General features: G+C 63.9%; 21 protein-coding genes. 11 read left to right on the top strand and 10 right to left on the bottom strand.

The window, feature by feature from the left end:
• Positions 1-12: 12 nt before the first annotated feature.
• Positions 13-1,335 (bottom strand): histidinol dehydrogenase, encoded by a 1,323-nt coding sequence (gene hisD / locus EOB80_RS02120; RefSeq protein ID WP_127326496.1) that lies wholly within the window; start codon positions 1,333-1,335, stop codon positions 13-15.
• A gap of 206 nt (positions 1,336-1,541) precedes the next feature.
• Positions 1,542-2,315, bottom strand: coding sequence for a 3-oxoacyl-ACP reductase family protein (locus EOB80_RS02110; RefSeq protein ID WP_127326495.1), 774 nt, complete (start codon positions 2,313-2,315; stop codon positions 1,542-1,544).
• 130 nt (positions 2,316-2,445) lie between these two features.
• Between EOB80_RS02110 and EOB80_RS02105 the strand changes: the two genes are divergently transcribed.
• Positions 2,446-3,549 (top strand): histidinol-phosphate transaminase, encoded by a 1,104-nt coding sequence (locus tag EOB80_RS02105; RefSeq protein ID WP_127326494.1) that lies wholly within the window; start codon positions 2,446-2,448, stop codon positions 3,547-3,549.
• Between the two features lie 211 nt (positions 3,550-3,760).
• Positions 3,761-4,021 (top strand): hypothetical protein, encoded by a 261-nt coding sequence (locus tag EOB80_RS02100; RefSeq protein ID WP_127326493.1) that lies wholly within the window; start codon positions 3,761-3,763, stop codon positions 4,019-4,021.
• 139 nt (positions 4,022-4,160) lie between these two features.
• Here the strand turns inward: EOB80_RS02100 and EOB80_RS02095 are convergent, their stop codons facing one another.
• The 5 genes from EOB80_RS02095 to EOB80_RS02075 form a co-directional block, all read right to left on the bottom strand.
• Positions 4,161-4,844 carry an SGNH/GDSL hydrolase family protein gene (locus EOB80_RS02095; RefSeq protein ID WP_127271777.1) on the bottom strand — a complete coding sequence of 228 codons (684 nt, stop codon included), beginning with the start codon at positions 4,842-4,844 and terminating at the stop codon, positions 4,161-4,163.
• Positions 4,845-4,908: 64 nt separating this feature from the next.
• Complete coding sequence (locus EOB80_RS02090) at positions 4,909-5,862, bottom strand: ABC transporter permease (protein WP_127272456.1); 954 nt, start codon at positions 5,860-5,862, stop codon at positions 4,909-4,911.
• 3 nt (positions 5,863-5,865) lie between these two features.
• Positions 5,866-6,828 carry an ABC transporter permease gene (locus EOB80_RS02085; RefSeq protein WP_127326492.1) on the bottom strand — a complete coding sequence of 321 codons (963 nt, stop codon included), beginning with the start codon at positions 6,826-6,828 and terminating at the stop codon, positions 5,866-5,868.
• 8 nt (positions 6,829-6,836) lie between these two features.
• Complete coding sequence (locus tag EOB80_RS02080; protein ID WP_127326629.1) at positions 6,837-8,348, bottom strand: sugar ABC transporter ATP-binding protein; 1,512 nt, start codon at positions 8,346-8,348, stop codon at positions 6,837-6,839.
• Between the two features lie 81 nt (positions 8,349-8,429).
• Positions 8,430-9,509, bottom strand: a complete 1,080-nt coding sequence (locus EOB80_RS02075; protein WP_023809403.1) for a substrate-binding domain-containing protein — start codon at positions 9,507-9,509, stop codon at positions 8,430-8,432.
• A 343-nt stretch (positions 9,510-9,852) separates the two neighbouring features.
• Here EOB80_RS02075 and EOB80_RS02070 point away from each other — a divergent pair, with 343 nt between their 5' ends.
• The 9 genes from EOB80_RS02070 (at position 9,853) to EOB80_RS02030 (ending at position 18,171) form a co-directional block, all read left to right on the top strand.
• Positions 9,853-10,503 (top strand): SGNH/GDSL hydrolase family protein, encoded by a 651-nt coding sequence (locus EOB80_RS02070; protein WP_023809404.1) that lies wholly within the window; start codon positions 9,853-9,855, stop codon positions 10,501-10,503.
• Positions 10,504-10,560: 57 nt separating this feature from the next.
• Positions 10,561-11,655, top strand: coding sequence for an ROK family transcriptional regulator (locus EOB80_RS02065; protein ID WP_127326628.1), 1,095 nt, complete (start codon positions 10,561-10,563; stop codon positions 11,653-11,655).
• Between the two features lie 135 nt (positions 11,656-11,790).
• Entirely contained in the window at positions 11,791-12,483 is a 693-nt protein-coding gene (locus EOB80_RS02060) for an XRE family transcriptional regulator (protein ID WP_127326491.1), read from the top strand.
• A 3-nt stretch (positions 12,484-12,486) separates the two neighbouring features.
• Entirely contained in the window at positions 12,487-13,566 is a 1,080-nt protein-coding gene (locus EOB80_RS02055) for an extracellular solute-binding protein (RefSeq protein WP_127319889.1), read from the top strand.
• A 24-nt stretch (positions 13,567-13,590) separates the two neighbouring features.
• Entirely contained in the window at positions 13,591-14,499 is a 909-nt protein-coding gene (locus tag EOB80_RS02050) for an ABC transporter permease (protein WP_127326490.1), read from the top strand.
• Complete coding sequence (locus tag EOB80_RS02045) at positions 14,496-15,284, top strand: ABC transporter permease (protein WP_127267129.1); 789 nt, start codon at positions 14,496-14,498, stop codon at positions 15,282-15,284. Before EOB80_RS02050 ends, EOB80_RS02045 begins: the two co-directional genes overlap by 4 nt.
• Before the next feature lies 1 nt (position 15,285).
• Positions 15,286-16,395, top strand: a complete 1,110-nt coding sequence (locus EOB80_RS02040) for an ABC transporter ATP-binding protein (RefSeq protein WP_127326489.1) — start codon at positions 15,286-15,288, stop codon at positions 16,393-16,395.
• 27 nt (positions 16,396-16,422) lie between these two features.
• Positions 16,423-17,805, top strand: coding sequence for an FAD-binding oxidoreductase (locus EOB80_RS02035; RefSeq protein ID WP_127326488.1), 1,383 nt, complete (start codon positions 16,423-16,425; stop codon positions 17,803-17,805).
• A 9-nt stretch (positions 17,806-17,814) separates the two neighbouring features.
• Entirely contained in the window at positions 17,815-18,171 is a 357-nt protein-coding gene (locus tag EOB80_RS02030; protein ID WP_127267126.1) for a cupin domain-containing protein, read from the top strand.
• A gap of 250 nt (positions 18,172-18,421) precedes the next feature.
• Here the strand turns inward: EOB80_RS02030 and EOB80_RS02025 are convergent, their stop codons facing one another.
• From EOB80_RS02025 to nirD, 3 genes are all read right to left on the bottom strand, one after another.
• Positions 18,422-18,679 carry a BrnA antitoxin family protein gene (locus tag EOB80_RS02025; protein ID WP_127326487.1) on the bottom strand — a complete coding sequence of 86 codons (258 nt, stop codon included), beginning with the start codon at positions 18,677-18,679 and terminating at the stop codon, positions 18,422-18,424.
• 95 nt (positions 18,680-18,774) lie between these two features.
• A complete protein-coding gene (locus EOB80_RS02020; protein WP_127326486.1) occupies positions 18,775-21,606 on the bottom strand; it encodes a nitrate reductase in 2,832 nt (943 codons plus the stop codon).
• A gap of 3 nt (positions 21,607-21,609) precedes the next feature.
• The gene (gene nirD, locus EOB80_RS02015; protein ID WP_127326485.1) at positions 21,610-21,939 is read right to left on the bottom strand and encodes a nitrite reductase small subunit NirD; all 330 of its coding nucleotides are present in this window, start codon (positions 21,937-21,939) and stop codon (positions 21,610-21,612) included.
• Positions 21,940-21,942 lie beyond the last annotated feature (3 nt).

Here is a 21,942-nt window from a genome sequence, read left to right as displayed (position 1 = left end):
GATCGCTTCCGCTCAACCGGCGAGATAGCGGTCGCGGATTTCCGAGACCGCGTTCTCATGCGAGCTGAAGCCCTCGTAGCGGGCGAGCCTGCGGGCGTGCAGAGCGAGTTCCGGATAGGCCACCGAGGTGACATAGCCGACCGACGAGCGCTTGACGAAATCCGTTACCGAAAGCGGCCCGTAGGTCCGCGCCCAACGGCTAGTCGGCAGCACAGCATTGGGACCGAGAACGAAGTTGGCCAGCGTCACCGGCGTGTGCGGGCCCATCAGAATTTCGGCCGCCTCGGTGATGCGCCCGAGATGCGCGAACGGCTCCTTCGACAGGATCTCGAGATGTTCGGGCGCATAGTCGTTGATGAAGCGGTAGCTGTCTTCCAGCGACGCGGTCAGCACGATGCCGCCGCGCTTGCCGGTCAGCACCGCGCGCGAAAACTCGACACGCTGCTCGGTCATCCGCGACCAATGCTCGGGAAGTGCAGCAAGCGCTGCTTCTGCAACCTTGCGGCTGTGCGTCACCAGATAGGCCGAGGAATCCGGCCCGTGCTCGGCTTCGATCAACAGGTCGAGCGCGGCAAGGCCGCCGTCAACGCTGTCATCGGCAAAGATGATCGCTTCCGACGGGCCGGCCGGAAGGCCTGTGTTGATGACCGACGACAGCACGCTCTTGGCCGCGACCACCCACGGGCTGCCGGGGCCGACGATCTTGAGCGCGGGCTTCACCGTCTCGGTGCCGTAAGCGACGGCGGCAACTGCCTGGGCGCCGCCGCATTTGTAGACCGTGCCCACGCCGGCGAGACGCGCGGCGACGAGCGTTGCCGCATCCACCGAACCATCCGATGTCGGCGGCGTCACGATGGCGATCTGCGGCACGCCGGCAATCACCGCCGGCACCGACGTCATCATCGTCACCGATGGAAAGGCGCCCTTGCCGCGCGGCACGTAGAGCGCAACGGATGCGATCGGCGTGTACCTGTCGCCGGCATAGGCGCCCGGCCGGACTTCCTTGAGCCACATCGTCTCCGGCTTCTGCTCCTCATGGAAATGCCTGATATTGTCGATGCCGAACCGGATGCTCTGGACGACATCCTTTTCCACCTTGTCGAACGCCGCGTCGAACTCGGCTTCCGACACCTGCAGTTCGCCCTCGGCGACATTGGCCTTGTCGAGTTCCCTGGCGAAGCGGATCAAGGCGGCATCGCCTTCGTCCTTGACGGCCTGGATGATCGGCCGGACCTTCTCGACGAAGACCGTCAGATCGGCCTCGGCGCGCTTCAGCAGACTGGCGCGCTGGTCGGCATCGATGGATGACAAATCGTGGAAGCTGATGTCGGACATGATTGCTCGTCTCCTGGAACTCTTGGAACGCAATGACGGTTGGCCCGTGGATGGCCATAGTTCTGCGGGTCGACAGGCCGACCGGGGCAAGGATCAAAGCCGTCGAGAGGCTTCACCGGGCAAAAGTATATACATGTATGTATGATAGTCGCCAGCAATTTTTCCATCATCCTTCCCGTCGAAACCACGGAGACAAACCTGCCTCGTCAGATCGAGGCGAGAAAGCCGCCATCGACCGGAATGGACTGGCCGGTTATGTAGGCCGCCGCATCCGAAGCGAGGAACACCGCGATGCCGTGCAGGTCGGAGAGATCACCGAAACGCCGCTGCGGGATCTTGGCCAACATGGAGTGCTGCCATGCCTCGTTGCTGTAGAAAACGTCCGTCATCGCCGTCCTGAAATAGCCCGGCGCGATCGCATTGACCCTTATGCCAAGCTCCGCCCACTCCGCCGCAAGCGCCCGCGTCATGCCGAGCAGGCCCGACTTCGACGAGCCATACGGCACCGCGGTGGGAATGCCGACTTCGGATGTCAGCGAGCACAAATTGATGATGGCGCCAGGCCGCCCGGCGTCCCGCATCTGCCGCGCGGCGGCCTGGGCGCAGAAGAACGCTCCCTTCAGATTGGTGTCGACGATCCTGTCCCACAGCGCCTCGTCGACATCGAGCGAGGCCCGGACTTCCTCCATCCCGGCATTGTTTACGAGAATGTCGAGACCGCCAAGCAGGCTGGCAGCCTCTGCGGTCGCTGCCCGGCAGCGGCCGACATCGGTGACGTCGAGAGCGATGGCGTGCGCCACTCCGCCGGCGGCGCGGATGGCTGCCGTTGTGTCCTGCAATGAGGCCAGGCTGCGCGCCGAGACCGCGACGTCGGCGCCGGCAGCACTCAGCGCTTCGGCGATGCTGCGCCCGATGCCTCGGCTTGCGCCGGTGACAAGCGCCTTCCTGCCGGAGAGATCGAAGAGAGAAGCGTTGCGCATGTGATCCTCCTTACCGGCGTCGGTTTCCGCTTCAGCGTCGAGACTAGCAGACCAAGTTACATATACAAGCATATACAAACTATTTCGACTACGGTACGGATGACGAAATCCACCGCAGAGGAGCCCGCCCGTGTCGAAAGCCTCGGACATGGTCCGCACCGAAGTCAACCGTTTGTCGCCCTACAATTCCGGGCTCACCATTGACGAGGTCATGGAGCGATACGCACCGGCCAGGATCGCCAAACTGGGCTCCAACGAAAACCCGCTCGGGCCCAGCCCGACGCTAGCCACGACGATGCATGCCGGCTCCGAGATGTTCCGCCTCTATCCCGACCCCGCCGGGCGCAAGCTGCGCCAGGCGATCGGCGACAAATATGCCGTCGCCGAGGGCCAGATCATCCTCGGCAACGGTTCCGAAGACCTTCTCTCCGTCATCAGCCGTGCCGTGTTGCGGCCGGGCGACGCGGTCGTCACGCTCTATCCGTCGTTCCCGCTGCATGAGGACTACGCAACGCTGATGGGGGCGACCGTCAAACGCGTTGTCGTCAACGACGATCTGACCATCAATGTCGATGCGCTGGTCGAGGCGGTGCGCGAACGGCCGCGCATGCTGCTGTTTTCGAACCCGATGAACCCGGTCGGCAGCTGGCTCTCCGGCGGCGATCTGTCGAGGGTTCTGGATGCGGTCGGCGACGAGACGCTGATCGTCATCGACGAAGCCTATGCCGAATATGCCAAGGGCGACGATTATGCATCGTCCCTGCCCTATCTCGAAAAGCTGGAGCAGCCCTGGATCGTGCTACGGACCTTTTCCAAGGCGTTCGGTCTGGCCGGATTGCGGATCGGCTTCGGCATCGTCGGTGACCCGGAGCTGCGCGCGCTGCTCGATCGCGTCCGCACGCCTTTCAACGCCAACGCCATGGCCCAGGCCGCCGCACTCGCGGCACTGGCCGACGACGAACACCTTGCCAAGGTCGTCGCGCTGGCCAATGCAGAGAGAAAACGCGTCGAGACTTTCCTGGCGAGCAAGGGCCTCGATGTCGCTGCCTCCAGGGGCAACTTCCTGTTCTTCAACTGCCGGCAAGATGCTTCCGCCTTCGTCGAAGGCCTGCTGCGTCAAGGTGTCATCGTCAAGCCGTGGAAGCAGCAGGGTTTTGACACCTATGTGCGCGTCAGCATCGGCTCGACAGCGGAGAACGACCATTTCATGGCCGTTCTGTCGGAGCTGTTGTGAATACACGCTTTGGTCGGGATTCGGACGGGCAAGTTGACCCGCGCCTTGCGGCTGCGATGTGCCAGTTCGGACACGATGTCACTCTGCGGTGCAGTTCGTTGAACGAAGGCAATAGATTTTTTGGGCTTCAAGCCGACAGCAGGCCTTAACTTTCGCGGCGTGGGTTTTACATCTCGGGGGTCTGCAAACGATCGACGCTGAGGAGGCTCCCTTGCAGCAACCAGATGACATCGCCGCCCGCCAATTGGGCATTCTCATCGAGCAATATGTGGAAGCGCGCAAAAAGCGCTACGACTATGTGTCGACCGAGCAGGCCTATCGGGCCATCCGGCAGGTCCTCAAACCCGCCATTCCCGATCGCGAACTCGACGACAGGGTCGCCTCGCTTGCCGTGAAGAACGGCTTGGCGGTCGTTTTCGACCGCCAAACCAAATCGTCTGCCGATCATGTTCCTCGGGGCACAAGGCCGTAGATCAATGCAGGTCTGCAGGCGTCGAGCGCCACATCGATACGGGGCCAAACGGCCCCGTATCGATGGTGCATCGCCGGAGGAACGAGCGATACACCCGCGCCGTGGGCCTGTGTGCCGCGAGCCGACGGGCGTGGCGGCTTCAGGCGGCAGTGCTGACCTTGCCCGGCTCAAGGATCGACTTGACCTTGTCGGCGACGGCGCGTCCCAGATCGGCGTTGTTTCCGGCAGTAAAATGGATGCCGTCAACACCATCCGTAGTGAGGTAATCGCCGGCATTGAGGAAATCGATCTTCATGAAATCCGCCATCGCCTTGTACTGCCTGGCCAGATCCCTGGATTTTTCGTGCCCGCCACCAAACATGCCCTCGAACCACGGATCGGGCATCGGGGTCAGCGGCGGCGGCGCAATGACCAGCGCCTTGGGAGCCGGATAAGGGGTGCCGATGCCGCCGGCACTGGTCAGGATCTGCCCGACCAGTTTCGCCATTCCATTGGCGATCTCATAAGGCGTCCGGCGGAAATAAGACTTGGTGTCGTTGGTGCCGAGCATGACGATGACCAGGTCGAGCGGCAGATGGCTGGCGATGGCCGAGGGCAGATAGTTCGCCCCGTTCAGGCGCGGATCGTTGGGGTCGTCGAGACAGGTCGTGCGCGCGCTCAGGCCTTCTTCGATGATGTGGTAGCCCGCCCCCAGCGCCGCCGCCATCACACCGGTCCAGCGCTGATCATAAGGGTAGCGGTAGGTCGGCGACCCTTCCTTGACCGGAACCCAGCCCCAGGTCAGCGAGTCGCCGTAGCACATGATGTTTTTTGGCGGTGACATCCATGTTTCTCCATCTGTTTGCAATTGTCTGAACGCCGGCGCACTTGCTCTTCGCCGTTTCAAATCAGGGGTTTCGCACGCGCACTCCGTAGAAGATCGCCGCGCCGAGGATGATGACGCCCTGCGCGATGAGCTTGCCGGGCTCGTCGATGCCGAGCACCGTCATCACCACGAACAGCAGCGCAAAACACAGCGCCCCGAAGAAAGGCCCCCAGACGCCGCCGTCGCCACGACCGAAGACGACGCCGCCGAGGATCGTTGCCGCGACCGCCAGGATCGGCAGGTCGAGGCCGATACGGACGCTGCCGACGGCGATGGAACCGGTCTGCACCAGGGCGGCGATCGCCGCTATCAGGCCGGCGAGCGTATGCGCCAGGATGACCGTGCGCTGGACCGGCACGCCGGAAAAATGCGCGGCTTCGGCATTCTCCCCGACCGAAGCGACGTAGCGGCCAAAGATGGTCCGCGACAGAAGCAGCCACACCGAAGCGGTCAGCAGGACCCAGAACAGCACCGGCGTCGGAACCGACAGGAATTTCGTGTTGTATAGGTCGTTGAACAGCTTCGGCACATCGCCGGGCGGATTGCCGCTCGACAGGAACTGCACCAGCCCGACCAGGATGATGCTGACCGCCAGCGTGACGATGACCGCCGACACCCGCCGGTTGCCGATCATGAAGCCGTTGAACAGGCCGATGACGAGGCCGGTGGCGAGCGCCAGCACGACGAAGAAAGGCATCGACGCGCCGGGGAAAGTGCCCGACGAGATGAAATAGTTGATGAGCAGGATGATGCCGCCGCCAGAGAGGTCGATCGACTTCACCCGCATGACGACGAGCTGCCCCAGCACCAGGATGCCGAGCGGCACGATCTGCCTGACGAAGATGCCCATGATGTTGAGGTTGAGCATGTTCGGTCGCGCGATCCACAGCGTCGCCAGCAGCACGATGAAGACAAAATAGGACGGCGGGATGCGCAGCAGACGCCGGGCGATCGGATTTGCGAGAACGGCGGCCATCGCTCAGAGCCCCATTTTCTTGCGGGATTGCAACCCGACCACCGCCAGCAGGATGCCGCCCTTGATCGCTGTCTGAACAAAGGGCGAGACGTTGGCGAGGTTCATGCCGTTAGCCAGCAGCGCCATGACCAGCGCGCCGATCACTGTGCCGTGCAGGCTGCCGATGCCGCCGGAGAGCTGGGTGCCTCCGAGCGCCACGGCGGTGACGGTATCGAGTTCGAAAAGCAGACCGACATTCGGATCGCCCGACACGATGCGCCCGGCCAGGAAGACACCGGCAGCGGCCGCGAAACAGGAGCAGACCACATAGGCGAGGATAATGTTGCGGCGGTCGGAGACGCCGAAATTGCGGGCAGCGCTTTCGGCGCCGGACGCGATGCCGCCGCCGATCGCAAACAGATGCAGCCCGTACCGGGATCCGTAGAGCAGTTTCCACGCTGCCAGGATCACGACGATGCCCCAGAAAACCGGATAGGGAATGCCGAGGAAACTGCCCGAGACGGCATCGATGACGATCTCCGGCACGGTGCCGCCGGAGACGGGACGCAGGATGCGCGTGATGCCGAGCACGATGTACTGCGTCGACAGCGTCGCGATGATCGGATGGACGTTGAAGCGGGTGATCGCCAGGCCGTTGATCAGCCCGATGAGTGCCGCCAGAAGAAAGACCGCCGGGATCAGCACGATCGCCGGCTGGTCGAGCGCCAGCACCGCCGTGGTGAAGCTGATGACCGAACCGACCGACAGGTCGAGCCCGCCGATGAGCACGACGACGAGCTGTCCGATCGCCGCGATGATCAGCGGCATCGCCTGGGCCACCAGGTTGAAAAGGTTTTCGGCCGTCGCGAACTGCGTCGTCTCGACGGTCAGCCACAGCGAAATGAGCAAGGCGACCAGAAGTGGCAGGCCCCACAGGCCTTGCCGCGTGTTCCGGCCACTCAGGATGCTGAAAAGCGAACGATGCATGGAGGCCCCTAATGCTGGCGCGCGGAGCCGCCCGTCAGGGCCGCGTCGAGGATCTTGTGTTCTGTCGCCTGCGCTGCCGGCATTTCGGCAACGATGGTGTCGTCATGGACGACGTAGATGCGGTCGCAGAGCCCGATCAATTCGATCGTCTCGCGCGACAGCACCAGCACGGCGCCGCCCTTGGCGGTAAAGTCGCGCAGCAGGTGGTAGATCTCGGACTTGGCGCCGATGTCGACTCCGCGGGTCGGCTCCTCGACCAGCAGAAGATCGAGATCGGCGGCCAGGTAGCGGCCGAGCAGAACCTTTTGCTGGTTGCCGCCGGACAGGGAGCCGACCGGCGCGGACGGCCCTGCCGCCTTTATGTTCATGACCTCCATCATGCGGGCGATCACGTTTCGATACGGCCGCGCCGCCGCGAGTTCGGATCGCCTCGAATGCAATCCGATGGCGATGTTGTGGGCGATTGGCAAAGCGAGGAAGAGCCCCTCTTCCTTGCGGTCCTCTGGAACGAAGCCGACCCTCAGCTGCTGCAAATGGCGAACGCCTGATGATGCCGGGAGCGGCATTTTCAGCGCTTTGCCGTTGACGGAAATCGTCCCGGCGGAGGGATGATAGCGGCCGATCAGCGATCTCAGGAAGCGCTGCTGGCCCTGTCCCTCCAGGCCGGCCAGGGCGACGATCTCGCCCTTGTGCAATGTCAGCGACAGCGGCCGCGATGTCTCGGTGATCCTCAGGTTCTCGACGCGCAGGATCTCGTCGCCTTTGTTATCAGTACGATCGGGAAAAAGGTCCTGGAGTTCGCGTCCGACCATCATGGCGATGAGTTCGTCGGTGGTGATCTCGGACACCATTCTTGTGCCGACCAGTGCGCCGTCCTTCAGCACCGTCACCGTGTCGCACAGCTCGAAGATCTCCTCCATGCGATGCGAGATGTAGACGACAGCCTTCCCCTTATCGCGCAGCCGGCGGATGTTGCGGTTGAGCACATCGACATCGGCCGCGTTGAGCGCCGCCGTCGGTTCATCGAGGATGAGCACGCCGGCGTCGGCCTGGATGCAATGCGCGATCTCGACGAATTGCCGCTCGGCGATCGTCAGGTTGGAAACGAGTTGCGACGGGTCGAGCGTGAGGCCGAGTTCGCCAAGCGCCTTGGCGGTCTGGCTGCTCATCACCCGATAATCGATCGAGCCGAACCGTGTCGTCGGCTCCCGGCCGAGAAACATGTTCTCGGCGATCGATAGATTGGGCAGCAGCGAATGCTCCTGGAAAACGGTCGAAATGCCGGCATCGAGCGCGGCGCGCGGTGACTTCAAATCGAGCTTCTCGCCGTTCATGAAGATCTCGCCGGAATCGGGCTGATGCACGCCCGCCAGGATCTTCATCAACGTCGATTTGCCGGCGCCGTTCTCGCCCATCAGGGCGTGGACGCTGCCCGCCTTGAGATCGAGGGAAACGGAATGGAGCGCCTTGCTCCCTCCGAATGCCTTCGAAATGTGGGACATCTCGATAAGATTGGTCACGAAACCCTCGAACGAACCGGATTCGACAGATGGAATGGCCTGCGGGGAATGCTTGTCCACTCCCCGCCAGCCACGGCGCCGTCACTTCTTGCCGTAATATTCCTTGAGCTTGTCTTCTGGCAGTTCGCTTGGCCACCAGACATTGGCGGTGAGGTCGTCGCGATAATATTTTTTGGCCTTGTCCTGGTCCCATCCGTCGGGATTGTAGACATAGCGCTTGTAGAGCTGCTTGCCTTCCAGAAGGGCAACGGCGGCGCGCACGCCGGCCGCACCTTGGGCGGGGCTGTATTCCGGCGAGATCGACTTGAACCCGTCCGTGATCCACTGGCCGAAATAGCCATTGTTGCCCTCGCCCGAAATCGGCGGAACGGGCGTGCCGAACTGCTTGAAGACATCGACGCAGGCGCGCGTCATGTCAGCGCCGGACGACCAGATGCCGTCAACCTGTGGGTTGTTCAGATAAAGCGTCTCGCACAGCTTCTTGGCCTTGTCGTACTGCCAGTCACCATGCTCCTCGGCGATGATCTGCACATGCGTGCCTTTAAGTGATTCCAGTAAGCCGTTGTAGCGGTTGGTGTCTTCCGGATGGCCGGCCAGGCCACGCAGGACCCAGATCTTGCCGTTGTCGCCGACGGTCTTGACCAGCCAGTCGCCCATCACCTTGCCGAAATGCTCGGCGCCGCCCTGGATTTCGGTGGTGTAGGCGTCGGAATCGATGCGGCCGGTGTGAAGGATGACCGGGATGCCGGCGGCGACCGCCTTGGCGATGCTGGCATTGGCCGATGTGCTGGTCACCGGCTGAACGATGATCGCGTCGACATGCTGCGCGATCAGGTCCTCGATGTCGGCCACCTGCTTTTTCTGGTCGAAGCCGGCATCGAGCAGGATGAATTTCGAGATGCGCTTGTCCTTGGCCGCGGCGTTCTCCGCCTCATGCGCCACCTGTACTGTCCAGGTGTTGGCGTTGACGCCGAAGTCGCTCATGCCGATGACCCAGGGCGGGTCCTTCTTGAACGCACCGGCCGCGGTCATGCGCGTGTCGTCGGGGCGCGGCGCCACGCCGTCCATCAGCTTGATGTCTTCCGCATGCGCCAGCGACGTCACGGCAAGCGTGGACGCAACGAGCATCCCCAGGCCGACGGTTTTCAGCAATCCTAACATTAAACTCTCCTCCTTGTGGTTGCCCCGGCCTACGAATTCGTATGGCCGGCCGTACGAATGCGTACGGCCATGAGACGCTCTCCCAATGCATGCTCGTTGTCGCAAACCGACCGATGCACGCAATTCTCCCGCCCCCGAACACATGCGTGCCGAAGCCCAATTCCTGCTGGACGATGATGACGGTCGAGAACTCCTCCGGGCACTTTAGAAGCACAGCGGATTCGCCCTGTCAATAGTTAGTCATGTTGAATGACTATTCCCTTGCTTGCCTTTCATCGCTCCTCTATCCATCATGATTGGCGCTCGCCGGCTTCGGCGCGCTGTCAGTCCCGGCGGGAAAAACATGCGATCAGTCTTGTGCTACGGCGACTCCAACACGCACGGCCAGATCCCCGGCAGGGGGCCGCTCGAGCGCTATGGGCCGGGTGAACGCTGGCCGGGGATATTGCGTTCTCAGCTAGGCCCCGACTGGTATGTCATCGAGGAAGGATTGAGCGGCCGCACCACCGTCCACGACGACCCGATCGAGGGCGCCCACAAAAACGGCAGAACCTATCTTCGCCCCTGCCTGCAGAGCCATGCGACGCTCGACCTCGTCATCATCATGCTCGGCACTAACGATTTGAAGATCCGCTTCAACAAGCCGCCGTCGGAAGTGGCGATGGGGATCGGCTGCCTCGTCTACGACATCAAGGAGCTGGCGCCTGGGCCAGGCGGCTCGACGCCCGAGATCATGATCGTGGCGCCGCCGCCGATGCAGGACGACGTCAAGGAATGGAAGTCCATCTTCGCCGGTGCGCCGGAGAAATCGCGCCTGCTCGCGCTCGAGTTCGAGGTTCTGGCGGACTCGCTCGAACTCCACTTTTTCGATGCCGGCTCGGTGGTCTCGTGCAGCGAAGCGGACGGCTTTCACATCGATGCCGAGGCGCACAGATTGCTGGGCACCGCACTTGCCCGAGCGGTCGATGCCATCGGCTGGAGCCGCTCGACATGAGCAACCATACCGCCGCGAGGCAGCGCGCTCTTACCGACGGGGCGACCCTTGCCTGACATGAGGTTCGCACCACCCAATCCATTGCGCATCGCCGATCGTGCGAGCGGGCTGAATGCGTTGAGCGTGCGCAGCTACAATGAGCGGCTGGTGCTGTCGCTGCTGCTTCAGAACGAGGGCATTTCGCGGATGGAAATCGGCGAAAAGACCGGCCTGTCGGCGCAGACGGCCTCGGTCATCGTCCGTTCGCTCGAGCAGGAAGGCCTGGTCTCGCAGGGCGAAGCGCAGCGCGGCCGCGTCGGGCCGCCCACCATCCCGCTTTCGCTCAACCCGGAGGGCGCCTATGCGGTTGGCGTCGGCTTCAGCCGGCGCAGGATCGACATCGCACTCATCGATTTCATCGGCACCGTGCGCTTCCACACGCAATTGCCGGCGGATGAAGCCAATCCCTTTCCGCAAAGCAGCGATCTGTTCGGCGCGATCAGGCAAGCCATGACCAGCCTGCCGGTCGAGGCGCGCAGCCGGGTTGCCGGCATCGGCCTGGCCGTTCCCGACGATGTCGACACGATGGCTGCAACCCGCAACGGATCGAGCACCTCGCTGAAAGCCTTGCAGGGGGAGATCGAGGAACAGATCAAGCTGCCGGTTTTCGTGCAGAACGACATCACCGCGGCGGCCGGCGGCGAGAGCATGTTCGGAGTCGCCAAGCCGCTCAACGACTATTTGTTCTTCTATCTGGGAGCACGGCTGCAGAGCAGGCTCATCCTCAACCACCAGATCTACAAGGGAAACTCCAGCGCCAGCTTCGATCATGGCCTTGTGCGCCTGGAGAGCGAACTGACCAAGCGCCGGCGCCCGTCCGAAATCATCTGGAGCAGCAGCCCCGAGTGGCCTGACCTTGGCGAGGCCTACAGCGAATGGCTAGGGGAATGCTCCAACCGCCTGAAAGCCTCTATTTCCGCACTGACCCAGTTTGTCGAATTCAGGACGGTCGTCCTGTCCAGCTACGCGCCGCAGAAGATCGCCAAGGCCTTGTGCGCCGACATCGGCCGGGAATTCCCCGGCATCGAAGCGCTGCCCGCGCGGGTCAGCATCAGCCCGAAGGCCGTCGGCGCGGCAAGCCTGCCATTCAGTTCGCGCTTCATGATCCAGTGATCGAGCCGAACCGGCGTTGCCGGTCGGCCGATTACGGGCTCTCTGCAGGTCCATCGATGATTTTCAAATGACAAGGCGATTCCGCTTGCCAGGACGCCTCACTTAATAGCATGTTAAGTGAACCCTGAGATCGCCATGAAAATCGCTGCGGATCACGCACTCAACGACAATGCCGCAACCAGCGCCGAAGCGCGCCGCTCGACGGTATTGGGCGATCGCATCAAGGCCTATCGCACCACGCGGCGCCTGACGCTGCGCCAGCTCGGCGACATGATCGGCACCACCGCCAGCTTCCTGAGCCAGCTCGAGCGCGGCCTTTCTGGTGCCAACACCAGCACGCTGATGCTGATCGCCAACGCGCTCGGCATCAGCCTCGCCGATCTTTTCGACGAACGCGAGGTGTCGCCGCACGCGGTGCTGACACGGGCCGAACGGCCGGCGCTGCCGACCAGCGAACGCTACCGCAAGACGCTGCTGTCGCGCCGGCCGATCCGCGAGATGGAAGTCTATTGCGGCGAGTTCGCCGTCGGCGGCTCCACCGGCGACGTGCCCTACACGCATGGCAACGCGAACGAGATGTTCCTCGTGCTGCGCGGACGCGTGCAACTGACGCTCGGCGACGAGAGCTTCACGCTCGAAGAGGGCGACAGCATCGAATATTCGACCTCGACGCCGCACCGGACGATCAATGTCGGCGATACGGTGGCCGAAGTACTGTGGATCATTGCGCCGCCGACAAGCGGCGCCGTCGACCTCGACCAATATGTAGCCCGGAAAACGCTCGCGCCCGGTCTGCCAAAATCAAACAGCGAGCCATCGGAGGGTTAGAAAATGGGAAGCAGATCAAGATTGGCCGGGTTTTTCGGCGCCGCCGCACTGGCATTGCTTGCGGCCGCCGCTCACGCGCAGAACGCGCCGCCTGCCGGGACCGTGGTGGACGGGTCGCTGAAGGGCAAGACGCTGACCTTCGTCTCGTATGGCGGCATCTACCAGGACGGCCAGGTTGCCGCGCTTAAGGAATTCGTCGACAAGAGCGGCGTCAAGCTTTTGAACGACGGACCGACCGAAATCGCCAAGCTTCAGGCGCAGGTCGAATCAGGCAATGTGACCTGGGATGTCGTCGACACGGATGATTTTCCGCCCTTCGTGCATTGCGGAAAACTGTTCCAGAAACTCGATCTGACCAAGCTCGACATCTCGCACATCCCGCCCGGACAGGTCGGCGAGTGCAGCGTGCCGGCGATGAATTACGGCATGGTCCTGATGTACAAGAACGACACGTACAAGGACAATCCGCCAAAGGACTGGAAGGATTTCTTCGACACCGCGAAATTCCCCGGCACCCGCGCCATCGACGGCAGCGGCAGCCCGCTCGGCGGCCTGATCGAACAGGCCATCCTGGCCGACGGCGGCAAGGTCGACGCCATGACGCCTGCCGATATCGACAAGGGCATCGCCAAGATCAAGGCGATCGGCCCCGACACGATCTTCTGGAAAACCGGCGCCGAATCCCAGCAGCTCGCCGAATCCGGCGAGGCCGACATGATCATCATGTGGACCGGCCGCGCCATGACGGCGGTCAAGAATGGCGCTGCCTATACGCCGGTTTGGAAGGACTGGCTGGTCGTCATGGATCAGCTGACCATCCCGGTCGGCGCCAAGGACCCCGATGCCTCCTACGCGCTGATCAACGCCTATCTCGGCAAGAAGTCGCAGGAGATCCTGACCGAGCAGACCTCCTACTCGCCGATCAACAACGAGGCACAGCCAAAGGTCGACGCGTCCGTCGCCGCCTTCCTGACCAACACGCCGGACCACGCCAAGCTCGGCTATCAGCAGAACATCAAGTTCTGGGTCGCCAACTTCGCCGCTGCGTCCGACAAGTGGACGGCGCTGATGGCCGGCAACTGAGCCGGCTACCACTGAGGTGACGGCGTGAGCCAGACATCGCATACGCCGACGGCCGGGGGTGATTATCCCCGGCCGTCAGGTGCCGTGCAGGGGCCGCAGCGGCGCCTGCGCCTTGCCGCCTATCCGTCGCTGCTGGCGATGCCGGCCCTGCTCCTGCTTATCGCGGCTATGGGCTATCCCTTGCTGACCGTCACGCTGCGCAGTTTTTCGGACCCGGCCTGGGGCCTGCAGAACTACGTCTGGTTCTTCTCCACGCCGGTGAACGTCACCGTCCTGTGGCGCACCTTTTCCATCGCCGCCTGGGTCACCATCGTCTGCGTCATCGCCGCCTATCCCTACGCCTATCTCATGACGGCGGTCGGGCCGCGCCTGCGGCTGGTCCTCATCCTGTGCGTGCTCGTACCGTTCTGGGTCAGCGGCGTGGTGCGTACCCTGGCCTGGGTCATCCTGCTGCAGGATTCCGGCATCGTCAATTCGGTCATCAGGCTGCTCGGCTTTGACGGCGTGAAGCTGATCCGCACGCAGACCGGAGTCGTCATCGGCATGGCGCAGGTGTTGCTGCCGTTCATGATCCTGCCGCTCTATTCTGTCATGCGCGGCATCGATTTGCGCCTCGTGCAGGCGGCGCGCAGCCTCGGCGCGCGGCCCGCACGTGCCTTCCTGCAGATCTATCTGCCGCTGTCGCTGCCAGGCGTCTTCGCCGGCGCCATCATCGTCTTCATCCTGTCGCTCGGCTTCTACATCACCCCTGCCCTGCTCGGCGGCCCGCGCAGCACCATGCTGTCGACGCTGGTGCAGAGCCAGGTGCTCAGCCTGCTCAACTGGGGACGCGGCGGCGCCATGGGGGTCGTCCTGCTGGTCGCGACCTTCGTGCTTCTGGCGCTCGCCGCACCGCTGATGCGCCAGCGCCACAAGCAGGCGGCCAGATCATGAGGCTGGCCCCCTTCCGCATCCTGCTCGGCCTGTTCTGCCTGCTGGTCGCCGTGTGGCTGGTCATGCCGACGCTGGTCATCATCCCGATGTCGTTCAACGAGAAGAAGTCGTTGGCCTTCCCACCCTCCGGTTTCTCCTGGCAGTGGTACGCGAATTTCTTCACCAATCCCGATTGGCTGTCGAGCTTCTTCAATTCGCTGAGGGTCGCGGGCCTCGTCGCCGTTGCCGCCACGCTGATCGGCACGCTGGCGTCGCTTGGCCTCAGCCGCATGAAACATTCCGGCGCCGGCCTGCTGCGCGCTATCCTGATCACGCCGATGATCGTGCCCGGCGTGGTGCTGGCGATCGGCATCTATGCCGTTTACCTCGACTACCAGCTTGTCGGCACCACCACCGGCTTCGTCATCGCGCACACGATGCTGGCGATCCCCTTCGTCATCATCGCCGTATCGGCAAGCCTCGAAGTCTTCGACGTGCGGCTGGAAACGGCGGCGGCCAGCCTCGGCGCCAACCGCTTCACCACATTCCGCACCGTGACCTTGCCGCTGATCGCGCCCGGTATCCTGTCCGGGCTTTTGTTTGCCTTCGTCACCTCCTTCGATGAAATCATCGTCGCGCTGTTCATCACCAGTCCCTACCTCAAGACCTTGCCGGTGCAGATCTTCACCAGCATCACCCGCGACGCCGACCCGACGGTGACGGCCGTCGGAACCATCATCTTCATTGCCACGACGCTGATCATCAGCGCCGGGCTGATCATCAGCTCGAAATCGACGAGGAGTTGAGATGAGTGCGAGGGAACGTGGCGCGGCCATCGACATCAAGGGCGCAACCAAGCGTTACGGCAATTTCACCGCGCTCGACGATGTCAGCCTGCATATCGAGCCCGGCGAGTTCATGACGCTGCTGGGGCCTAGCGGCTCGGGCAAGACCACGACCCTGAATGTGGTGGCCGGCTTCACCGACCTCACCGCAGGCGATCTTGCCGTCGGCGGCAAGAGCATCGTCGCCCTGCCGGCGCACAAGCGCAACATCGGCGTCGTCTTCCAGCATTACGCGCTGTTTCCGCACATGACAGTCGGCAAGAACGTCGCCTATCCTCTCACCTTGCGCGGCATGGACAAGCAGGCGCGCGACCGTCTCGTCGTACGAGCACTGGACATGGTCAAGATGGCCGACTTCGCGCATCGCTATCCCTCCGAACTTTCCGGCGGCCAGCAGCAGCGCGTGGCGCTGGCGCGTGCCATCGTCTTCGATCCGCCGCTGCTGTTGATGGACGAACCGCTCGGCGCGCTCGACAAGAAACTGCGCGAATGGCTACAGCTGGAGATCAAGCGTATCCACCGCGAACTCGGCACCACCTTCGTCTATGTGACGCACGACCAGGAAGAAGCGCTGGTGCTCTCCGACCGCATCGCCGTCTTCAACCAAGGGCGCATTGAACAGGTCGGAACTGGCCGCCAGCTCTATGACGAGCCGACGACCTTGTTCGTGGCCAAGTTCATCGGCGAATCGACCAGTTTGCGTGGCACCGCCCAGACGTCCGGAAACGAAACCAGCCTGACGATCGCCGGCCAGAAGATCGCGGCCCGCGGCAAGCTCGCCGGCGGCCGCAAACCGGTGGTCCTGCTGCGGCCGGAGAAGCTGTCGCTTGCCGGCACCAACACGCCTCCCGCCGCCGGGCAGAACAGCCTCACCGGTGAGATCAGCGAAGCGATCTATCTGGGGTCGGGTTCGAAATACCAGGTGACGCTTCGCGACGGCTCGGTCGCCATCGTGCGCTCGTCGCTGGAAGCCACACCGTTCTCGATTGGTGACACGGTCGATCTGCGCTGGTCCGTCGTCGATGCAAAACTTCTTGCCGACGACGACCGCGCCGACATGACGATGACCTGACCGCTTTTCCCCGCAGGATTTTTAGACATGGACGCCAAAGTCAACGGCAACGTCTCGTTCTGGTATGCCGACATCGGTCTGCCGGCCTACCGCGCGCCGCTTCCAGGTGATCTCGAAGCCGATGTCTGCATCGTCGGCGCCGGCTACACCGGCTTGTGGACGGCTTATTATCTGAAGAAGGCCGATCCTTCGATCCGCATCGCCATCGTCGAGAGGGAGTTCGCCGGCTTCGGCGCGTCGGGCCGAAATGGCGGCTGGCTGTCCGGCGGCTTCAGCTGGTCGCGCGAAAAATATCTGCAGACCTCGACGCGCGGCGCCGTCATCGACATGGAAACCGCCATGCATGGCACGGTCGACGAAGTGATCGCGGTGACCGAGACCGAAGGCATCGATGCCGACATCCGCCGGGTCGACAATCTGACGGTCGCCACCAACCCGCCGCAGCTCGAACGGATCAAGGCCGCCTATGCCGATGCGATCGGCTGGAGCGTGCCGAGCGAGCGTGTCAGCCTAATCGGTCAGGAAGAGGCCAGAGCCCGCATCAACATCAGAAATGTGCTTGGCGGCTATATCCACCACGGCACCGCGCGCGTGCAGCCGGCCAAGCTGGTGCGCGGCCTGTCCGAAGCCGTCGAACGCATTGGCGTGCCGATCTACGAGCAGACCACCGTGACCGGCATCGAGAAGGGCAAGGTCACGACGAGCCGCGGCACCGTGCGCGCGCCAATCATCATCCGTGCCACGGAAGGGTTCACGGCCGGCATACCAGGCAATGAGCGGCTCTGGCTGCCGCTCAACAGCGCGCAGATCATCACCGAGCCGCTGCCGCAATCGCTATGGGACGAGATCGGCTGGGAGGGCCATGAGCTTCTCGGCGACGCCGCGCACGCCTATTGCTATGCACAGCGCACCAGGGAAGGCCGCATCACCATGGGCGGACGCGGCGTGCCCTACCGCTACGGCTCGCAGACCGACGTGCGCGGCCAGACGCAGCAGGCGACGATCGAAAGCCTGCACGCGATCCTCATCCGCCTTCTGCCACAGACAGCCAAGCTTCGCATCGACCACGCCTGGTGCGGCGTGCTGGGCGTGCCCCGCGACTGGTGCACGACGGCCGGTCTCGACCCTGAGACCGGCATCGGCTGGGCCGGCGGCTATGTCGGGCTCGGCGTATCCAGTTCCAACCTGTCGGGCCGCACGCTGCGCGACCTCATCCTGCGGCGCGACACCGAACTGACCCGACTGCCCTGGGTCAACCGCCAGGTCAGCAAGTGGGAGCCCGAGCCGATGCGCTGGCTCGGAGTCCACTCAATGTATCAGCTCTATCGCGTCGCCGACGAACGCGAGGAGGCCGGCCTCCAGCACACGTCGAAACTCGCCGCAATCGCCGATCGCATCACAGGACATTAAGAGACTGCCATGACCGATTTCCAGACCTTCGCCCATCTCGCCTCGATCGATCTCGGCGAGCCCGAGCCCAAGCCGACCTCGATCAGCGGCAATCAGTTCGAAGCAGCGAAGACGCTGTGGACCTCGCCCGACGGCACGTTGGAAGTCGGCGTCTGGGAGTGCACGCCGGGCCGCTTCACCGCATCGCGCGACAGCAATTCCGAAACGTGCCACATCGTGTCAGGCCGGGTCTCGCTGCATGGTCCCGATGGCCGCAGCAAGGACGTCGGCCCGGGCGAAATGCTGGTGCTGCCGAAAGGGTGGAAAGGCGAATGGACGATCCACGAGAAGACGCGGAAGCTCTATATCCTGCACTTCGAGGCGTGAGCCGACGTCCGCTTTGGCCGAAGCCTCCCCAACTTCGTCATCCTAGGGCGAAGCAGGAGCGAAGCTCCGTCGCGGAGACCTTGGGATCCATTCCGTGACAGCCATCGAGGAATGCAGCGGAACAGAATTCTGCACCGCTGCAGCGCTTTGAGGTCGCGGCATGTATCCCTTGGGCTGCGGAGCAGCTCCAGGGGTCTGCGCCGCGTCGCTACGCTCCTTGCTCCGCCCGTGGATGACGAAGCGATGGGCGCTACTCGTCGTCCAAACCGCCGGCCGTCGGCTTGCCTTCTATCGCCTGCCGCAAGGCGTCGTTGATGCGGTCCTGCCAGCCCGGCCCATCCTCCTGGAAGTGGTCCAGCACGGCGCGGTCGATCCGGATCGAAACAAGCTCCCTGACGCCTGGAGCGGCGGAGGTCTCACGAACCGGCGCGGCCGGCTTCTTCACCGGCTTGAAAGCCGCTTCGGCGGCCGCCATCGGATTTGTCGGTCGGCGCGGGGGATTTGCCATTGGGATGACCCTGACTGAAGACGATTCGTGCGCAGCACGCTTGCGCCACCATAGCCCAACCAGCGCCGTCGCGCAGGCCCCTTTGGTCGGGACGATTACTCGGCTGCTTGAAGACTTTGCGCGTCAATGATGACCCTGATCTCGGCGCGGCAGGAGCCGCAATTCGTACCGGCATGCAGGGCCGCGCCGATTGCCGCGACGCTGCCGCAGCCGCGGCGCACCGCTTCGGCGATCTGGTTGGCGCCGACGCCAAAGCAGGAACAGACGATAGCGCCGCGATCGACGTCGACCCCGCCCGGCCGTCCGGCCACGATCGCCAGCCTTCCGCGCCGGTCGACATGATCGGCACTTAACTGTTCCGCCGCCCAGCCGCGCGACACGGCGACCGGGCCGGGCGCGACGAACAAGGCCCCGGACAGTTGATCGCCGTCGAAGGCGGCGATGCGATGCTGGCCGGCGTCGCGGTCATGATAGGCGAGCATTTCCGCACCCGGTGACGCGCCGAACAGTGACCCGGCAAAGCCGGCCCAGTCGATATCCTCTTCGGCAAAGGCAAGCTCGACCCGCCAGCCGCCCTTGCATTTGGCCACGGCCCAATAGGCCGCGGCATCGGGCGACGGCCTATGCCGCGTCACCGCAAAGCCGAAGGCTTTTGCGGCGAATTTCTCGATGCGGGCGGCGACATGTTTCAGCGCCGGCTGGCCGGAAATGGGATCGGTCAGCGGCGCGGTCAGCGTGTCGAGCCGGCCCTTTGCCGAGAACTGATCGGTCCAGTGCATCGGCGCAAACAGGCTGCCCTGGCGCTGGCGTATCGTCACCAGCGCGCGGACCAGCACGTCACCGCGCGGGCTGGAAACGCGCACGATGTCGGCGTCACCGATGCCGAAGCGCTGCGCATCCACCGGGTGGATCTCGACGAAGGGCTCGGCGATGTGCTGCGAAAGCCGCGGGCTTTTGCCGGTCCGCGTCATGGTGTGCCAATGGTCGCGGATCCGGCCGGTGTTGAGGATCAGCGGATAGTCGGGACTGGTGCGGACTTCCGTGGTCGGGCGGATGGCGATGAAGCGCGCCTTGCGATCGGGTGTGTAGAAATTGCCGTCGGCGAAGAAGCGAACCTGGAGCCCAGTCGTGCCGACCCCTTCTGGCCTGCCGGCCTTCTCCCCCTCGAGGGGGGAGACTAGCAGCTTTGACACCGGCGCTTCTTCCGCAGCGTTGGCGATTGGCGAAAGCCGAGCGGCAGGCTGATCTCCCCCCTTGAGGGGGAGATGGCCGGCAGGCCAGAAGGGGTCGGCACGACCGGGCGCCGGCCACTGGAACGGCTCAAGCGTTGCGTAGGTCTCGCCATCAACTCCGCCGTAGACGCCAATATCGAAATCCCGCACACCATCATTCTCGAACCCCGACAGCGCGGCATGCTCGGCAAACACATCACCCGGCGTCGCATAGGAAAACGCCTCGCCGAACCCCATCCGCTTGCCCACATCGGCGACGATCCGCCAGTCGGGCAGCACCTCGCCGGGCAGCTCCAAAAACGCGCGCTGGCGCGACACCCGGCGCTCTGAATTGGTGACGGTGCCGTCCTTCTCGCCCCAGGCGGCGGCGGGCAGCCGGACATGGGCATGGCGGACGGTGTCGGTCCGGGCCAGCACGTCCGACACCACGACGAAAGGGCACGCCTTGATCGCCGCTTCGACGGCATCGGCGTCCGGCATCGAATCGACCGGGTTGGTGGCCATGATCCACAGCGCCTTGATGCGCCCGTCGGCCAGCGCCTGGAACATCTCGACTGCCTTCAGGCCGGGCTTTCCGGCCACAGTCGGCGCGTTCCAGAAGCGCTGAACACGGTCGCGATGGTCGGGGTTTTCGATCTCCATATGGGCGGCGAGCATATTGGCCATGCCGCCGACCTCGCGGCCGCCCATGGCGTTGGGCTGGCCCGTCACCGAAAACGGCCCTGCTCCGGGTTTGCCGATGCGGCCGGTGGCGAGATGGCAGTTGATGATGGCGTTGACCTTGTCGGTGCCGGATGACGACTGGTTCACACCCTGGCTGTAAACCGTCACCGTTTTCGCCGCCGCCGCAAACAGGCTGTAGAAACGGCCAAGCTCGTCCTCGCTCAGGCCGGTGGCGGCGGCGACGCCGGCCAGGTCGAGCGCGGAGGCCGCGAAAAGCGCTTGCCCGAAGCCGGTCGTGTGCGTCGTGATGTAGGCGCGGTCGAGCGCATTGTGCTGGCCGAGATAAGCGAGCAGGCCCGTGAACAAAGCGACGTCGCCATCCGGCGCGATCGCCAGATGCATGTCGGCGATGTCAGCGGTCATGGTGCGACGCGGATCGACCAGCACGATCTTCATCTCCGGCCGCTTCTCCCGCGCCGCCGCGATGCGCTGGTAGAGCACGGGATGGCACCAGGCGAGGTTGGAGCCGACCAGCACGATCAGGTCGGCCAGTTCCAGATCCTCGTAGGTTCCCGGCACGGTGTCGGAGCCGAAAGCGCGGCGGTGGCCGGCGACCGAGGAGGCCATGCACAGGCGCGAATTGGTGTCGATGTTGGCCGAGCCGACAAAACCCTTCATCAGTTTGTTGGCTACATAATAGTCCTCGGTCAGCAACTGGCCGGAGACATAGAAGGCGACCGCATCGGGCCCATGCTCGGCGATGGTCTGCGAGAAGGTCGAAGCGACCAGGTCGAGCGCCTCGTCCCAGCCGGCGCGGCGGCCATGGATCTCCGGATGAAGCAGCCTGCCGTCGAGGTCGATGGTCTCGGCCAGTGCCGAGCCCTTGGAGCAGAGCCGGCCGAAATTGGCCGGGTGGTCGGGGTCGCCACGCACGGACACCTCACCGTCCGCGGCGACCTTCGCCAGCACGCCGCAGCCCACCCCGCAATAGGGGCAGGTGGTCCTCACCTCGCGCGCTTCCTCGATCTCCATTGGTCAGGCCGCGCGGCTGGCCAGCGCTTCCAGCGCAATGAACAGATGCTCGCCTTCGACCCGCACCGGAATGGTGCGCACCGCGCCCTCGTCGGCGCCGAGCGCCTTGCCCGTCTCCAGCGAAATCACCCAATTGTGTAAGGGACAGGTCACCGACGTCCCGTGCACGATGCCCTGGCTGAGCGGTCCACCCTTGTGCGGGCAATGGTCGTCGATGGCGTAGACCTGATCGTCGGCGGTGCGGAAGACGGCGATCTTGCCTTCTGGGGTGGCGACGCAGCGCGCGCCGCGGCGGGGGATGTCGGCGATAGAGCCGATGGCGATCCAGTTCATGAT

Source organism: Mesorhizobium sp. M7A.F.Ca.MR.245.00.0.0 (assembly GCF_003997415.1).
Taxonomy (GTDB): domain Bacteria; phylum Pseudomonadota; class Alphaproteobacteria; order Rhizobiales; family Rhizobiaceae; genus Mesorhizobium.
Note: the sequence above shows the minus strand (reverse complement) of the source record. Positions and strands in the feature narration are given on the sequence as shown.

Bases quoted from the DNA above. Each gene is read 5' to 3' on its own strand.
- hisD (WP_127326496.1), bottom strand. From the start codon at position 1,335: ATGTCCGACATCAGCTTCCACGATTTGTCATCCATCGATGCCGACCAG.
- EOB80_RS02110 (WP_127326495.1), bottom strand. From the start codon at position 2,315: ATGCGCAACGCTTCTCTCTTCGATCTCTCCGGCAGGAAGGCGCTTGTC.
- EOB80_RS02095 (WP_127271777.1), bottom strand. From the start codon at position 4,844: ATGTCACCGCCAAAAAACATCATGTGCTACGGCGACTCGCTGACCTGG.
- EOB80_RS02090 (WP_127272456.1), bottom strand. From the start codon at position 5,862: ATGGCCGCCGTTCTCGCAAATCCGATCGCCCGGCGTCTGCTGCGCATC.
- EOB80_RS02085 (WP_127326492.1), bottom strand. From the start codon at position 6,828: ATGCATCGTTCGCTTTTCAGCATCCTGAGTGGCCGGAACACGCGGCAA.
- EOB80_RS02075 (WP_023809403.1), bottom strand. From the start codon at position 9,509: ATGTTAGGATTGCTGAAAACCGTCGGCCTGGGGATGCTCGTTGCGTCC.
- EOB80_RS02070 (WP_023809404.1), top strand. From the start codon at position 9,853: ATGCGATCAGTCTTGTGCTACGGCGACTCCAACACGCACGGCCAGATC.
- EOB80_RS02065 (WP_127326628.1), top strand. From the start codon at position 10,561: ATGAGGTTCGCACCACCCAATCCATTGCGCATCGCCGATCGTGCGAGC.
- EOB80_RS02060 (WP_127326491.1), top strand. From the start codon at position 11,791: ATGAAAATCGCTGCGGATCACGCACTCAACGACAATGCCGCAACCAGC.
- EOB80_RS02055 (WP_127319889.1), top strand. From the start codon at position 12,487: ATGGGAAGCAGATCAAGATTGGCCGGGTTTTTCGGCGCCGCCGCACTG.
- EOB80_RS02045 (WP_127267129.1), top strand. From the start codon at position 14,496: ATGAGGCTGGCCCCCTTCCGCATCCTGCTCGGCCTGTTCTGCCTGCTG.
- EOB80_RS02040 (WP_127326489.1), top strand. From the start codon at position 15,286: ATGAGTGCGAGGGAACGTGGCGCGGCCATCGACATCAAGGGCGCAACC.
- EOB80_RS02035 (WP_127326488.1), top strand. From the start codon at position 16,423: ATGGACGCCAAAGTCAACGGCAACGTCTCGTTCTGGTATGCCGACATC.
- EOB80_RS02030 (WP_127267126.1), top strand. From the start codon at position 17,815: ATGACCGATTTCCAGACCTTCGCCCATCTCGCCTCGATCGATCTCGGC.
- EOB80_RS02025 (WP_127326487.1), bottom strand. From the start codon at position 18,679: ATGGCAAATCCCCCGCGCCGACCGACAAATCCGATGGCGGCCGCCGAA.
- EOB80_RS02020 (WP_127326486.1), bottom strand. From the start codon at position 21,606: ATGGAGATCGAGGAAGCGCGCGAGGTGAGGACCACCTGCCCCTATTGC.
- nirD (WP_127326485.1), bottom strand. From the start codon at position 21,939: ATGAACTGGATCGCCATCGGCTCTATCGCCGACATCCCCCGCCGCGGC.